The sequence below is a fragment of the Pseudomonas sp. PB106 genome (assembly GCF_009764645.1).
Classification (GTDB): Bacteria; Pseudomonadota; Gammaproteobacteria; order Pseudomonadales; family Pseudomonadaceae; genus Aquipseudomonas.
This window is the reverse complement of record NZ_RWIM01000085.1, coordinates 15233-29513: the sequence shown is the minus strand read 5'-3', so window position 1 is coordinate 29513 and position 14281 is coordinate 15233. Positions and strand designations below refer to the sequence as shown.

The window sequence follows — 14281 nt, the reverse complement described above, 5'->3', positions numbered from 1 at the left end:
GGAGCTGCGGAACGCTGCGATCTTTTGATCTTGCTTTTGAAGATCAAAAGATCGCAGCGTTCCGCAGCTCTTACAAAGGGCGGATTTGTGTCAGGCGTGAGGGAGGCGTTCCAGGCCGACGAACGGGCAGGCTGCCAGCAGGTCGGGAAGGCTGCGGCCATCGGCCAGGCACAGATTCTGCGGCGCCAGTTCGGCAAGTGGATACAGAACGAACGCGCGCTCCTGAATCTGGTAATGCGGGACTTTCAGGCGCGGCTCGTCGATCAGTCGATCGCCAAACAGCAGAATATCCAGATCCAGCGTGCGCGGGCCCCAGCGCTCCAGACGTTCGCGCCCTTGATCATTCTCGATTGCTTGCAAGGCATCGAGCAATTCAAGCGGTGCGAGCGAGCTGTCGAGCGCCGCCACCGCGTTGGTGTAGCGCGGTTGGCCTGGCAACAGGGAATCACTTTGATAGAAGGCGGAAACGCCGGCGAGGGAGGTCTGCGGCAATTGCCCCAGCGCCTCGACGGCGCTGCGCAATTGTTCGGCAGGGTCAGCGAGATTGCTGCCCATGCCGATGTAGATGCGCTCCATGCCTTTACTCGCCTGTAGCGCTCGGAGCGCCGGCGCGTTTGCGCTTGGAACCGCCGCTGCGGCGACGTTTGCGTGGCGCGCCGCTGGCGTCATCACCCTTGCCGCTGAGGTCGCGGATCATGTCGCGACGCTCGCTGTCGTTGGCGTCCTGATAGTCGGTCCACCATTCGCCCAGGCCATCGGTTTCCTCGCCCGCGCTTTCACGCAGCAGCAGGAAGTCGTAACCGGCGCGGAAACGCGGGTTGTCCAGCAACAGATCGGCACGTTTGCCGCTGCGACGTGGCAGACGTTCCTGCATGTCCCAGATCTCGCGGATCGGCATGGTGAAACGTTTTGGAATCGCGATGCGCTGGCACTGTTCGGCGATCAGTTCGTGGGCGCCTTCCTGCATCGCCGGAATCGGCGGCATGCCACGTTCCTGCAAGCGCAACACACGGGCCGGCAGGGCTGGCCACAGCAGCGCGGCAAACAGGAACGCCGGGGTCACCGGTTTGTTCTGCTTGATGCGCAGGTCAGTGTTGGTCAGCGCTTCGCTGATCAGCGTGTGGGTGTATTCCGGGTTGTGTTCCAGCGCATCGGCACTGGCCGGGAACAGCGGGGCGAACAGCTGCAGATCGACCAGCATTTCGAAGGTGATCGCGCCGTGGCCCGACAGGAACAGCTTGAGTACTTCTTCGAACAGACGCGCTGACGGGATCTCGCGCAGCATCGGTGCCAGCTCGCGGATCGGCTGCACGGTGTGCTTCTCGATGCCGAAGTTGAGCTTGGCGGCGAAACGCACGGCACGCAGCATGCGCACCGGGTCTTCCTGGTAGCGCTGCTTCGGATCACCGATCAGGCGGATCAGGTGATTGCGGATGTCGTGTACGCCGTTGGCGTAGTCGAGGATGCGCTCGCTGACCGGATCGTAATACAGGGCGTTGATGGTGAAGTCGCGGCGTTGCGCGTCTTCTTCCAGGGTGCCGTAGACGTTGTCGCGCAGAATCCGCCCGCTTTCGTTACGCGAAGACTGGTTGCTGTCTTCGTCGTCTTCGTTGACCGGGTGATTGGCGCGGAAGGTCGCGACTTCGATGATTTCGCGACCGAAATGGATGTGCACCAGTTTGAAGCGACGACCGATGATTCGCGCATTGCGGAATTCGGCGCGGACTTGCTCGGGAGTGGCGCTGGTGGCGACGTCGAAATCCTTGGGCGTGATGCCCAGCAGCATGTCACGCACGCAACCGCCGACCAGATAAGCCTGGTAACCGGCACCTTGCAGGCGTTCGACGATATTCACCGCATAGCGGCTGAATTGCGTTTTCTGCAGCGAATGTTGGCCGCTGTTGAGCACTTCAGGGGTGCTGCGGATGTGTTGCGTACGACGCACGGGAGTTCGGAATGACTGGAACAACTTCTTCAGCATGGGATGCACTGTTTGAAGGAATGTTCGGCCATACCAAAGAATGACCGCATGATGGGCGCAGATTCTAGCATTTAGTCGGGGGATGGTGTAGGAGACAGCAGTTTCGAGCTGAAAGCCGCAAGCTACAAGGGTGAAGCAGGGGTAAACAGAGAGTTTTTTACAGAAGGGAGAAACTACAAGGGGAGCCGAAGCTCCCCAAGAAGTAGTTGCGTGCTCTTTTTATTATTGATTCGGGCTTCTTGTTTTTGTTGAGTGCCCTCGCCACGAAGCTTTTCCTTCGTGACCCTCCCAATCGGGAGCCAAGAGCAAACGGATTGCTTTGGTCGCTGAATTGCAGTGATCTCTCGATCCAACCAGTACAGGCTCTGTCTTAGGACAGTTTTTGTTGTTCTCGGCCTGGTCGTGGGGCAAGCCCCAAATACAACGCCTCTCCAAAAGAATCAGTTAGCTGCGCCTCTCGCCGTCTTGTTTTTATTGTGCGTGAGTCGATTCGTCTTATTTTTATTGTCTTGTGCATTGCTTGTTATTGTTCTTGTACCAAACATATAGCAGGGGGCGTGCCAACTTTTGCGAAACCCAATAAAACAAGGGGTTAGGTCGATATAACCGTTTTGTCGGGGCGAAAAAAAGCCGGGGTTTCGTTACCGATAACCCCGGCTTCTGTTACGTGAATCGACTGAGGTAACAGTTTTTTCACATCTTCAAGCGTTACCCACACACTCGACAGGTAACGTTCAGCTCTCGCTGGCGACCCCGGTCTTGCGCCGCGGAATGCCCAGACGCTGGCGGCGTTCCCACAGGCATTTACGGCTGACGCCCAGTTTGCGCGCCAGTTCGGTCTCGGTCATGTGATCCTGATGCTCGAGGACGAAGTGCTGGAAGTAGTCTTCCAGCGACAGGTCTTCGGTGGGTTCATGGCTGCTGTTACTGGCGCTACCCGCCGTCTGTGGCGGCAGGCCGATGAACTCGTCGTCTTCCAGATCGCTCAGTTCTATGTCGATGCCCAGCAGGTCGGCGGAGATTTCCGGGCTCTCGCTCAGAATCACCGCGCGCTCGACCGCATTTTCCAGCTCACGCACGTTACCCGGCCAGGAATAATGACGGATCGCCTGTTCGGCATCGGCGGCAAATTTCAGGTCGGTACGGTTGATGCGCGCGCTTTGGCGAGCGAGGAAGGCAGTGGCGATTTCGTTGACGTCGGCGCCACGCTCGCGCAGGGCTGGGAGTTTCAACGCAATCACGTGCAGACGGTAATAAAGGTCTTCACGGAACTGGCCGATTTTCGCCAGGCTCTTCAAGTCACGGTGGGTCGCTGCGATCAGGCGTACATCGACTTTCTGCGACTGCACCGAACCGACCCGGCGAATCTCGCCTTCCTGCAACACACGCAGCAGGCGGGCCTGAGCTTCCAGTGGCAGCTCACCGATTTCGTCGAGAAACAAGGTGCCGCCGTCCGCCGCTTCGACCAGACCGGCACGTCCGGCGCTGGCGCCAGTGAACGCGCCTTTCTCGTGACCGAACAGTTCGGACTCGATCAGGCTTTCCGGAATGGCTGCGCAGTTCACCGAGATCATCGGTGCCTTGGCGCGTTTCGACAGATTGTGCAGGGCGCGGGCCACCAGCTCTTTACCGGTGCCGGACTCACCCTGAATCAATACGTTGGAATCAGTCGGCGCGACTTTGCGGATCTTGCTGTAAAGATCCTGCATCGGCGGGCATGAGCCGATGATGCCGATCTCGCCATTGCTGTTATCGACGGCGGATTTGCCGCTGCCATTGGCCGGTTTGCTGGCAACCGGTTCGCCGGCAGCCGGGGCCGATTGGCGATCACGCAGGATCCGCGCGACAGCCTGAAGCATTTCATCGTGGTCGAAAGGCTTGGCGATGTAGTCCACCGCGCCCATCTTCATCGAGTCGACCGCCGAGCGCAGGCTGGCGTAACTGGTCATGATCAGCACCGGTGTGCCTTGGCCAAGCTTGATCAGCTCGGTGCCCGGCGCGCCCGGAAGACGCAGATCGCTGACGATCAGATCGAACGTAGGAATGGTGAAGCGTTCTTGTGCTTCCTGCACTGAACCGGCTTCGCTGACCTGGTACTGGTTGCGTTCCAGCAGGCGGCGCAAGGCGGAGCGGATAATTGTTTCGTCTTCGACGATCAAAATGTGCGGCATTGATTCGATACTCTCGACGGTCTCAGTTCACAGCGGACGTCGCTTCGACATGACGCGGTAAGGTCACCCGGATACGGGTGCCGCGTTGGCTTTGTACATCAGCCGGGCTGTCGATGGTGATTTGTCCATAATGCTCTTCAACGATGGAATAGACCAGTGCAAGGCCCAGACCGGTGCCTTCGCCAGGATCCTTGGTGGTGAAGAAGGGTTCGAACAATCGGTCCATGATGTTCTTCGGAATACCGCTGCCTTCGTCCTCGACGATCAGATCGACCGTGTGTTCGCCGGCTTCGCTCTTGACCCGTACCGCGCTGTGCGGCGGTGAGGCATCACGGGCGTTGGAGAGCAGATTGATCAGTACTTGGGCGAGTCGCTGCGGATCGCCTTCGACCCAGTGATCCGGATCGCACAGGTTGTAGAACTGCACTTCGAAATTGCGTCGGTTCAGTGCCAGCAGGCCAATCGCATCCTGGGCGACTTCGGCCAGACACACGGGCTCGTCGCTGTGCTGATGGCTGCCGGCATGGGCGAAGCTCATTAGCGACTGGACGATGCGCGATATGCGTTTGGTCTGTTCGAGAATCTGCCCGCTGATTTCCGTCAGTTCGTCGTCTTCTTCGCGCTCTTCGCGCAGGTTTTGCGCCAGACAGGCGATGCCGGTGACCGGGTTGCCGATTTCATGGGCCACGCCCGCCGCGAGGCGACCAATACTGGCCAGACGTTCGGAGTGCACCAGTTTGTCTTCGAGCATCTGCGTTTCGGTCAAATCCTCGACCAGTAACACCAGACCACTGTTACCCGGTGCCAACGGCTCATCAATCGCCGCTTTGTGCAGGTTCAGCCAGCGGGTCTGGCCGTCGAGGGCCAGATGTTGTTTGTGCAAATGCTCGTCGGGCAGGTTGATAAAGCCTTGGAGCAATTCTTTCCACGGATTGGCGATGGTGCTCAATCGCGAGCCGACCACACGCTGCGCGGCGATGCCGGTGAGTTCTTCCATGGCCTTGTTCCACATCAGGATCTCTTGATCCTTGGCCAGCGAGCAGACGCCCATCGGCAGTTCCTGCAAGGTCTGGCGGTGGTAACGGCGCAACGCATCGAGTTCGGCGGCAAGACCGGTGAGGCGCGAGTGGTAATCCTCGAGGCGGCTTTCGATGAAGTGGATGTCTTCGGTCACATAGTTTTCGCCACCGGCCTTGTATGGCAGGAAGGTTTCCACCATGTCCTGCGCCACGCTTGGGCCCATCAGGCCGGAGAGGTTGGCTTCAATGCGGTCACGCAAACGGCGCAGCGCGTAAGGACGGCGTTCGTCGAACGGCAGATAAAGGTCACGCAGGGCTTGTTCGACTTCTTTCTGCGCAGCCTTGGCGCCCAGCGGTTTGGCCAGTTGGGTGGCGAATTCCTGAGGCGAGGCGGCATGCAGTTCGCGGCGTTGCGGGCGGCGCACGTTGTCCACGGCGCAAGCCTCGGCAGCACTGGCTTCTTCGGGGCTGGCGTTGGTGAACAGCGAGATCAGGGTGAACATCAACACGTTGGCGGCGAGCGAGGCAATGGCCGCCATGTGCCAACTGGTGTCATCGAGCACGTAAATCATGTTCAGCAGCGGAATGTAGAAACCCTGCAGATTGCCGACCAGCGGCAACAGCATGGTCACCACCCAAACCAGAATCCCCGCCAGCAAACCGGCGATAAATCCGCGACGGTTGGCGGTCGGCCAGTACAGCACCGACAACACGCCCGGCAGGAACTGCAGCGTCGCCACGAATGCGACGATGCCGAGGTTGGCCAGATCCTGCTCGGCGCCAAGCATCAGGTAGAAGCCGAAACCGGCCATGATGATCGCGACGATCAGCGCCCGACGCGTCCACTTCAGCCAGCGGTAGATATTGCCTTCAGCCGGCGGCTGATAAAGCGGCAGCACCAGATGGTTCAGCGCCATGCCCGACAGCGCCAGCGTCGTCACAATGATCAGACCGCTGGCCGCCGATAAACCGCCGACATACGCGAGCAACGCCAGCGGCTTGCTGTTGGCGGCGATACCGATGCCGAGGGTGAAATATTCCGGATTGGTCGTGGCACCGAGTTTCAGGCCGGCCCAGAGAATTAGCGGCACCGCCAGACTCATCAACAACAGAAACAGCGGCAGACCCCAGCTCGCGCTGACCAGTGAGCGCGGGTTGAGGTTCTCGGTAAAGGTCATGTGATACATGTGCGGCATCACGATCGCCGACGCGAAGAACACCAGCAACAGCGTGCGCCACGGGCCTTCCTGTAACGGCGTGTGCAGGGCGGCGAGGGCGGTCTGATTCTGCAGCAGCCACAACTCAAGCTGCTGCGGGCCGTCGAATACGCCGTACAGCGCATAGAGGCCGACGCCGCCGAGGGCGACCAGTTTGATCACCGATTCAAAGGCAATCGCGAACACCAGGCCTTCATGTTTCTCACGGGTAGCAATGTGCCGGGAACCGAAGAAAATCGTGAACAGAATGATCAGTGCGCAGAACGCCAGCGCCACGCGGCTCTGGATCGGCTCGCCGGTGAGGATGCCAATGGAGTCGGCCACCGCCTGAATTTGCAGCGCCAGCAACGGCAACACGCCGATCAGCATGAAGATCGTGGTCAGCGCGCCGGCCCAGGTGCTGCGAAAGCGAAAGGCAAACAGGTCTGCCAGCGACGACAGTTGATAGGTGCGGGTGATCTTCAGGATCGGGTAGAGCAACACCGGCGCCAACAGAAACGCGCCGGACACGCCGAGATAGCTGGACAGAAAGCCGTAGCCGTACTGATACGCCAGGCCGACCGTGCCGTAGAACGCCCACGCACTGGCGTATACCCCCAGCGATAAGGTGTAGGTCAGCGGGTGGCGAATGATCGCGCGCGGGATCATGCCCCGTTCACTGACCCAGGCAACGCCGAACAGCGCCGCCAGGTATGCGGCGCTGATCAGGATCATCTGGGTCAGGCTAAAGCTCATCGGCATCTTTTTGGCTCTGCAGGATGAAGGTCACGACAATCAGGATCAGCCAGAGCAGATAGGGGCGATACCAAGCGCCCGTCGCGTCGATCCACCAATCCATGATGGCGGGGGAAAACAGGTAGATCCCCACGACTAAAAGCAGGACCAAGCGATAGATGTACATCCCGGCCTCTCTTTTTTATGCGCGTGCCCGAAAACGTGCGGCGATGGTAACGGATGGGCGCGCGACTGCAAGTGTCGTCATAGCAGTTGCGCCTCGGGCAGGGTCAGTGTGCGCGGGATCTTCGTCGGATCCCAGTTTGCGCTGCCCCACTTGAGCAACTCTTGCGGCGAGGCGTGGGCCAGTTCGGCGCCCGGATTTTGCCCCAGTGCGCGCAGGGCCCGCAGCAGCAATGGCGTGGCTTGATCGGCCTCCAGCGGCGGCGAGCGGTAGGACTTGCCGAGCTTGTTACCGTCCGGTTGGGTGATCAGCGGCAGGTGCAGGTAGCGTGGCTGACGCAGGCCCAGCAGTTCTTGCAGATACAACTGGCGTGGCGTCGAGTCGAGCAGATCTGCACCCCGGACGATGTCGGTGATGCCTTGCCAGGCATCGTCGAGGACCACGGCCAATTGGTAGGCGTAGAGCCCGTCGCGGCGACGGATCACGAAATCGCCGACGTCACGGCCCAGATGCTGACGGTATTCACCCTGCACGCGGTCGATGAAGTGGTATTCCACCTCCGGCACGCGCAGGCGGATCGCCGCGTCTTGTTGATCGTGGCCAGCATTGCGGCACAGTCCCGGGTATATGCCGTTGTACCCTTCGAGCTGTTTGCGCGAACAGGTGCAGGCGTAGGCCAGACCGTGATTGAACAGGCTGTTGAGCACGTCTGCGTAAGCGTCGTGGCGATCACTCTGGCGCACCATGTCGCCGTCCCATTCGAAACCGTAGCTTTCCAGCGCCTTGAGGATCGCGAGCTGCGCGCCGGGTTCTTCGCGTGGTGGATCGAGATCCTCCATGCGCACCAGCCAACGACCACCGACCGAACGGGCGTCGAGATAAGAGGCGAGGGCGGCGACCAGCGAACCGAAGTGCAAATGGCCACTGGGGGTTGGGGCGAAGCGGCCGATGTAGGCGGGGGATGTTTTGGCAGTCATGGAAACGAAACTACTTTTCAGGCTATACGCCGGTCAACCTGTAGGAGTGAGCCTGCTCGCGATGGCGGTGGGTCAGTCAACATAGATGTTGAATGCCAGGCCGCTATCGCGAGCAGGCTCACTTCTACAAAAGCATAGGCAAACGTCAGAAACAAAAACGGAGCGTTCGCACGCTCCGTTTTTCGTTCAGGTCAAAATTACTTGCCGACCTGCTTCTCTTTGATTTCCGCCAGGGTCTTGCAGTCGATGCACAGATCCGCCGTCGGACGGGCTTCGAGGCGCTTGACGCCGATCTCGATGCCGCAGGACTCGCACCAGCCGTATTCCTCGTCCTGAATCAGCTCCAGCGTCTTGTCGATCTTCTTGATCAACTTGCGCTCGCGATCACGGGCGCGCAGCTCTAGGGCAAATTCTTCTTCCTGACTGGCACGGTCGGCCGGGTCAGGGAAGTTGGCCGCTTCATCCTTCATGTGATCAACAGTACGGTCGACTTCCTGCATCAAGTCCTGTTTCCACTTGTTCAGGATCTTGGTGAAGTGCGCGCGCATTGGAGCGCCCATGTACTCTTCACCGGCCTTCGGAACGTAAGGTTCGAAACCGCTGATCGTCGTTTGCTGCTGTTGCTTTGCTTGGGTGGGCATGAAATGGACCGCCTCTACTCTTGTAATCCATTGCGCAGGATTGCTCCATCACCGACACCTGCCGGCCCTGCGGCTGCAAGCGGGCGAACTTACCAGATCAATTCGGCCTGCGCTACTCCCGGATGTCGAGGCCCCGGCGGGTGGCGCTTGCAAATGTTTGGCAAGCCGTGTCTGGTGGTGTTGAAGACCTGTTCAATCACTGATTTTAGTCAATCCTGGAGCGTACGCTCATATCGTTACAGTCCAGCGTTCTTGAGGCTGTGACCGCTGCGGGTTCTCGCTCGTTCCGGCAGATGGGTAGAATCGTCTCTTTTTCCCTGCCGAAGGAAAGCCAATGGCTCAGCCCTACAGTGCGCGCAGTCGTGCGATCGAACCGTTCCATGTGATGGCGCTGCTGGCGCGAGCCAATGAATTACAGGCTGAAGGCCACGACGTGATTCATCTGGAAATCGGCGAGCCAGACTTCACCACCGCTGATCCGATCATCCGCGCCGGGCAGGCGGCGCTGACGGCAGGCAAGACCCGCTATACCGCAGCGCGCGGCATTCCCGAGCTGCGCGAGGCGATTTCCGGGTTTTATCAATCGCGGTATGGCTTGAACATCGATCCGCGGCGGATTCTGATCACCCCGGGCGGCTCCGGTGCGCTGTTGCTGGCCAGTGCGTTGCTGGTCGATCCGGGTAAACACTGGTTGCTGGCGGATCCGGGCTATCCGTGCAATCGGCACTTCCTGCGTTTGGTCGAAGGCGCAGCGCAGCTGGTGCCGGTTGGCCCGGACGTGCGCTACCAACTGACCCCGGATCTGGTCGAGCGTCATTGGGATCACGACAGCGTCGGCGCACTGGTCGCGTCCCCGGCCAACCCGACCGGCACGATCCTGACTCGCGATGAGCTGGCCGGGTTATCCACAGCCATCAAGGCCAAGCACGGCCACTTGGTGGTGGACGAGATCTATCACGGCCTGACTTACGGCACCGATGCGGCCAGCGTTCTGGAGGTCGATGACAGTGCTTTCGTGCTGAACAGTTTCTCGAAATATTTCGGCATGACCGGTTGGCGCCTCGGCTGGCTGGTGGCACCGGAGGCTGCGGTCAGTGATCTGGAAAAACTGGCGCAGAACCTCTACATCAGTGCGCCGAGCATGGCGCAACATGCGGCATTGGCCTGTTTCGAACCTGGCACCATCGCCATTCTGGAAGAGCGCCGCGCCGAGTTTGGCCGTCGTCGCGATTTCCTTCTGCCGGCGTTGCGCGAGCTGGGTTTCAACATTGCCGTAGAGCCTGAAGGCGCATTCTATCTTTACGCTGATATCAGCCAGTTCGGCGGCGATGCCTTCGCGTTCTGTCGACATTTCCTTGAAACCGAGCATGTAGCGTTTACCCCTGGATTGGATTTCGGTCGTTATCAGGCCAGTCACCACGTGCGTTTTGCTTACACGCAAAACCTCCCTCGCTTACAGGAAGCGGTGGAACGCATCGCTCGCGGTTTGAAGAGTTGGCAAGGCTGATGCGCTTTTATCCAGAACTGGAAGAAGCGCGGCTGATCCGTCGCTACAAACGTTTTCTCGCCGATATCGAGACCGTTAGCGGCGAGTTGCTGACCATTCACTGCCCGAACACCGGTTCAATGCTCAATTGTCAGGTCGAGGGCGGGCAGGTCTGGTTCAGCCGCTCCAATGACCCGAAGCGCAAATTGCCCGGCACCTGGGAGATCGGCGAAACCCCGCAGGGTCGCTTGTTTTGCGTCAACACCGCGCGGGCCAACGGCTTGGTCGAAGAAGCTTTGCAAGCCGGCGTGATCACCGAGTTAAACGGTTTCACCGCGTTGAAGCGCGAAGTCGCGTACGGCCAGGAAAAAAGCCGCATCGATTTTCGCCTCGAATACCCGAGCGGCCCGGCGTACGTCGAGGTGAAAAGCGTCACCTTGGGCTTCGATGGCACGGCGGTGGCGGCGTTTCCCGATGCCGTGACCCAGCGCGGCGCCAAGCATTTGCGTGAGCTGGCGCATCTGGCCCGGGACGGCATTCGCGCGGTGCAGTTGTACTGCGTGAATCTCACCGGGATTGAAGCGGTGCGTCCTGCCGAGGAAATCGATTCGGCCTACGCCGAGGCGCTGCGTGAAGCGGTGGCATGTGGCGTTGAAGTGCTGGCGTACGGCGTTCGCTTGAGCCACGAAGAAATGGTCATTGATCGCCGTCTCGATGTGTTGCTCAACGGTTAAACATCGATCCACAGGCCTTGCGCATCTTCGCGGCAAGGGATGGCGGTGAGTGCTTGCCCGGCGCATGGGCCGGCGACGCATTCGCCGTCCTCGATCAGAAACAGGGCGCCGTGGGTGGCGCACTGGATCAGGCTGTTGCTCGGGTCGAGAAACTGGTCGGGTTGCCATTCCAGCCCGACGCCACGGTGCGGGCAGCGATTCAGATAAACATAGGCCTGGCCGCTGCGGCGCACGGCAAACAGCTTTTTTCCGTCGACTTCAAACCCACGGCTGGCCGCTTCGGCGAGTTCGGTGCCCGCGCAGAGAAACTTCATGACTATCCTCTATTGTCCGCTCGTGTCTGGATATGTCCGAGCTTGACGTTTAAATGCAAACAATTATCAAATGGCGGCCTTCGTCCGCAGGGCGGCTGGCAGGGTCGAGGATACTTGGCCTGTCATCCGGATGCCCGGGAAAACGTCTTTCAAGGAAGCTGTGTATGCGCCTGAGTACTCGCGTTGTCGTGCTGTGTGCCGGACTGTTCGTCAGCCATCAGGCTGCAGCGGCCGATTTGCCGCAACGTTGGGTCAGCGCTGGCGGCGCGCTGTCGGAGTGGGTCGCGGCATTAGGGGGCGAGTCGAAACTGGTCGGCGTCGATACCACCAGCCAACACCCTGAGTCATTGAAGGCGCTGCCGAGCATCGGCTATCAGCGCAGTCTTTCGGCAGAAGGCATTCTCAGCCTGCGCCCGGACATCCTCATCGGCACCGAAGAAATGGGCCCGCCACCCGTGCTGGCTCAGGTGAAAGCGGCCAAGGTTCAACTCGAATTGTTCTCGGCTCAACCCGATCTGCCGACGCTGGAGAAAAACGTCGCGCATCTGGGCCAATTGCTCGGCGCTGAAGCCCAGGCAACGCAACTGCTGCAAAGTTATCAACAGCAACTAAATGCGCAGAAAGCACGGGTGACCAACGCGCAATCCAAACAAAAAGCCCCCGGCGTATTGTTGCTGCTCGGCCACGCGGGCGGCAAGCCGTTGATCGCCGGCAAGGACACTGCCGCCGACTGGCTGCTGCAACAGGCCGGCGGGCATAACCTGGCAACGCACACCGGTTACAAGCCGTTTTCCGTGGAATCCCTCGCCAGCCTCGATCCTGAAGTGCTGGTATTTGCTGACCGAGCATTGACCGGTGATGCGGCGAAAGCAGCGCTGTTCAAGGAAAACCCGATTCTCAATTCAAGCCGTGCGGCGAAGGCCGGGCGCGTGCTGGAGCTGGATCCGACGCTGCTCGTCGGTGGGCTCGGGCCGCGTCTGCCGGCAGCGCTGAAAACCCTGTCTGACGGTTTCTACCCGCCCAAGAGCGGCCAATGACCACACTGGTAAAACCTCGTGCCTTGTTCATCGGCCTGACGCTTCTGTGTTTGCTGGCGATCTGGCTGTCATTGGCGCTGGGGCCAGTGAGCCTGCCGTTGTTCGATACGTTGCGCGCATTCTTGCGGATGCTCGGCGTGCCGCTGGCGCCGGACGGTCTGGAGCAGGCGGAACTGATTCTCGGGCAGATTCGTCTGCCGCGTACTTTGCTTGGATTGGCGGTCGGCGGCGTGCTGGCCTTGTCGGGCGTGGCGATGCAGGGTCTGTTTCGTAATCCGCTGGCGGATCCGGGGTTGGTTGGCGTTTCCAGCGGCGCAGCGTTGGGCGCGGCGGTCGCGATTGTCGGTGGTTCGTTTTTTGGTGGTTTGCCGGAGTGGTTCGGGCCGTATCTGTTGTCGGTCTGCGCGTTTCTCGGCGGCCTCGGGGTGACGGCGCTGGTCTATCGACTGGGTCGACGCAACGGTCAGACCAATGTCGCAACCATGCTGCTGGCGGGCATTGCCCTGACCGCGTTGGCCGGTTCGGCAGTCGGCCTGTTCACGTATCTGGCGGACGATGCGACCCTGCGCACGCTGACGTTCTGGAACCTCGGCAGCCTCAATGGCGCCAGTTACTCGCGGCTGTGGCCGTTGCTGATCATCAGTGCCGGCGTGGCATTGTGGTTACCGCGTCGGGCCAAGGCGCTGAATGCCTTGCTGCTCGGCGAATCGGAAGCCGGGCATCTGGGCATCGATGTTGAACGGCTCAAGCGTGAACTGGTGTTCTGCACGGCGTTGGGTGTCGGCGCGGCGGTGGCAGCGGCGGGCATGATCGGTTTCGTCGGGTTGGTGGTGCCGCATCTGGTGCGGTTGCTGGCTGGCCCGGATCACAAAGTGTTGCTGCCGGCGTCGGTGCTGGCCGGTGCGAGCTTGTTGCTGCTGGCTGACTTGGTAGCGCGTCTGGCACTGGCGCCGGCGGAGTTGCCGATCGGTATCGTGACGGCGTTTATCGGCGCGCCGTTCTTTCTTTATCTGCTGCTGCGAGGGCGTGCCTGATGTTGCGTGCGCACAATCTACACATCCAGCGCGGCCGCAAAACCGTACTCAGCGGATTGACCCTACAACTTGAACCGGGTGAAGTGCTTGGTGTGCTGGGGCCGAATGGCGCCGGCAAAAGTACTTTGCTGGGGGCCCTCTGCGGTGAACTGATCGCCAGCGAGGGCGAGGTTTCTCTCAAGGGGGAGGCGTTGGCGCGTTGGACGGGCACGCAACGCGCCCAGCGTCTGGCGGTGTTGCCGCAGGTCTCGACTCTGGATTTCGCCTTTCGCGTTGAAGAAGTGGTCGGTATGGGCCGCTTGCCCTATCAAAGCGGCCAGGTGCGTGATGACGAAATTATTGCGCAGGCGTTGGCGGCAGCGGATGCCGGGCATCTGAGCGGTCGCAGTTATCTGGCATTGTCTGGCGGCGAGCGTCAGCGTGTGCACTTGGCGCGAGTCCTGGCGCAACTCTGGCCGGGGGAGGCCGGGCAAACGCTGCTGCTGGATGAGCCAACGTCGATGCTCGATCCGCTGCATCAACACACGACGCTACAAGCGGTACGCGAGTTTGCCGATCGCGGCGCGGCAGTGTTGGTGATCCTGCATGATCTGAATCTGGCGGCGCGCTATTGTGATCGCATTCTGCTGCTTGAAGGCGGTCGTCCAGTGGCTCTGGATACGCCGGAGCAAGTGCTGCGGCCGGATACGCTGAAAGCTGTGTTCGGTCTTGAAGTCTTGGTGCAGTCGCACCCGGAACGTGGGCATCCGCTGATCATCGCCCGCTGATTTTT

The 14281-nt window shown here is 60.3% G+C and carries 13 protein-coding genes; 5 read left to right on the top strand and 8 right to left on the bottom strand.

Features of this window, described 5'->3' with window-relative positions; all coding sequences use genetic code 11:
* Positions 1–90: 90 nt before the first annotated feature.
* From folK to dksA, 7 genes are all read right to left on the bottom strand, one after another.
* Positions 91–576 (bottom strand): 2-amino-4-hydroxy-6-hydroxymethyldihydropteridine diphosphokinase, encoded by a 486-nt coding sequence (folK, locus tag EJA71_RS11640; RefSeq protein WP_158956937.1) that lies wholly within the window; start codon positions 574–576, stop codon positions 91–93.
* A 4-nt stretch (positions 577–580) separates the two neighbouring features.
* Positions 581–1981, bottom strand: coding sequence for a polynucleotide adenylyltransferase PcnB (locus EJA71_RS11635; protein WP_095048669.1), 1401 nt, complete (start codon positions 1979–1981; stop codon positions 581–583).
* A gap of 734 nt (positions 1982–2715) precedes the next feature.
* On the bottom strand, positions 2716–4152 hold the full coding sequence (locus tag EJA71_RS11630; protein WP_158956935.1) for a sigma-54 dependent transcriptional regulator: 1437 nt from the start codon (positions 4150–4152) through the stop codon (positions 2716–2718).
* Positions 4153–4174: 22 nt separating this feature from the next.
* Positions 4175–7129 carry a sensor histidine kinase gene (locus EJA71_RS11625; RefSeq protein ID WP_178113681.1) on the bottom strand — a complete coding sequence of 985 codons (2955 nt, stop codon included), beginning with the start codon at positions 7127–7129 and terminating at the stop codon, positions 4175–4177.
* On the bottom strand, positions 7113–7289 hold the full coding sequence (locus tag EJA71_RS11620; RefSeq protein ID WP_003176118.1) for a hypothetical protein: 177 nt from the start codon (positions 7287–7289) through the stop codon (positions 7113–7115). The genes EJA71_RS11625 and EJA71_RS11620 overlap by 17 nt, the downstream gene beginning before the upstream one ends.
* 77 nt (positions 7290–7366) lie before the next feature.
* Positions 7367–8263: a tRNA glutamyl-Q(34) synthetase GluQRS gene (gene gluQRS, locus EJA71_RS11615; RefSeq protein ID WP_158956933.1), complete on the bottom strand. Its 897-nt coding sequence runs from the start codon at positions 8261–8263 to the stop codon at positions 7367–7369.
* 197 nt (positions 8264–8460) lie between these two features.
* Complete coding sequence (dksA, locus tag EJA71_RS11610; RefSeq protein WP_064118688.1) at positions 8461–8904, bottom strand: RNA polymerase-binding protein DksA; 444 nt, start codon at positions 8902–8904, stop codon at positions 8461–8463.
* Between the two features lie 334 nt (positions 8905–9238).
* On the opposite strand from dksA, the gene EJA71_RS11605 reads away from it, so the two are divergent.
* Entirely contained in the window at positions 9239–10411 is a 1173-nt protein-coding gene (locus tag EJA71_RS11605) for a pyridoxal phosphate-dependent aminotransferase (protein ID WP_158956931.1), read from the top strand.
* Complete coding sequence (sfsA, locus tag EJA71_RS11600; RefSeq protein WP_158956929.1) at positions 10411–11124, top strand: DNA/RNA nuclease SfsA; 714 nt, start codon at positions 10411–10413, stop codon at positions 11122–11124. Before EJA71_RS11605 ends, sfsA begins: the two co-directional genes overlap by 1 nt.
* On the opposite strand, the gene EJA71_RS11595 is transcribed toward sfsA, so the two are convergent.
* Positions 11121–11438 (bottom strand): Rieske (2Fe-2S) protein, encoded by a 318-nt coding sequence (locus EJA71_RS11595; protein WP_158956927.1) that lies wholly within the window; start codon positions 11436–11438, stop codon positions 11121–11123. The genes sfsA and EJA71_RS11595 overlap by 4 nt on opposite strands.
* 164 nt (positions 11439–11602) lie before the next feature.
* On the opposite strand from EJA71_RS11595, the gene EJA71_RS11590 reads away from it, so the two are divergent.
* The 3 genes from EJA71_RS11590 to EJA71_RS11580 are packed head-to-tail and all read left to right on the top strand — an operon-like array spanning position 11603 to position 14276.
* Positions 11603–12475 carry a hemin ABC transporter substrate-binding protein gene (locus EJA71_RS11590; RefSeq protein ID WP_158956925.1) on the top strand — a complete coding sequence of 291 codons (873 nt, stop codon included), beginning with the start codon at positions 11603–11605 and terminating at the stop codon, positions 12473–12475.
* A gap of 50 nt (positions 12476–12525) precedes the next feature.
* Positions 12526–13509, top strand: a complete 984-nt coding sequence (locus EJA71_RS11585; protein ID WP_178113682.1) for an iron ABC transporter permease — start codon at positions 12526–12528, stop codon at positions 13507–13509.
* Positions 13509–14276, top strand: a complete 768-nt coding sequence (locus tag EJA71_RS11580; protein WP_158956921.1) for a heme ABC transporter ATP-binding protein — start codon at positions 13509–13511, stop codon at positions 14274–14276. Before EJA71_RS11585 ends, EJA71_RS11580 begins: the two co-directional genes overlap by 1 nt.
* Positions 14277–14281: the final 5 nt, after the last annotated feature.

What these genes read in the sequence shown, in the direction of transcription:
- EJA71_RS11595 (WP_158956927.1), bottom strand. Translation starts at nt 11,438, where the DNA reads ATGAAGTTTCTCTGCGCGGGCACCGAACTCGCCGAAGCGGCCAGCCGT.
- EJA71_RS11590 (WP_158956925.1), top strand. Translation starts at nt 11,603, where the DNA reads ATGCGCCTGAGTACTCGCGTTGTCGTGCTGTGTGCCGGACTGTTCGTC.
- EJA71_RS11605 (WP_158956931.1), top strand. Translation starts at nt 9,239, where the DNA reads ATGGCTCAGCCCTACAGTGCGCGCAGTCGTGCGATCGAACCGTTCCAT.
- dksA (WP_064118688.1), bottom strand. Translation starts at nt 8,904, where the DNA reads ATGCCCACCCAAGCAAAGCAACAGCAGCAAACGACGATCAGCGGTTTC.
- EJA71_RS11620 (WP_003176118.1), bottom strand. Translation starts at nt 7,289, where the DNA reads ATGTACATCTATCGCTTGGTCCTGCTTTTAGTCGTGGGGATCTACCTG.
- gluQRS (WP_158956933.1), bottom strand. Translation starts at nt 8,263, where the DNA reads ATGACTGCCAAAACATCCCCCGCCTACATCGGCCGCTTCGCCCCAACC.
- EJA71_RS11580 (WP_158956921.1), top strand. Translation starts at nt 13,509, where the DNA reads ATGTTGCGTGCGCACAATCTACACATCCAGCGCGGCCGCAAAACCGTA.
- EJA71_RS11630 (WP_158956935.1), bottom strand. Translation starts at nt 4,152, where the DNA reads ATGCCGCACATTTTGATCGTCGAAGACGAAACAATTATCCGCTCCGCC.
- EJA71_RS11635 (WP_095048669.1), bottom strand. Translation starts at nt 1,981, where the DNA reads ATGCTGAAGAAGTTGTTCCAGTCATTCCGAACTCCCGTGCGTCGTACG.
- EJA71_RS11625 (WP_178113681.1), bottom strand. Translation starts at nt 7,129, where the DNA reads ATGCCGATGAGCTTTAGCCTGACCCAGATGATCCTGATCAGCGCCGCA.
- sfsA (WP_158956929.1), top strand. Translation starts at nt 10,411, where the DNA reads ATGCGCTTTTATCCAGAACTGGAAGAAGCGCGGCTGATCCGTCGCTAC.
- folK (WP_158956937.1), bottom strand. Translation starts at nt 576, where the DNA reads ATGGAGCGCATCTACATCGGCATGGGCAGCAATCTCGCTGACCCTGCC.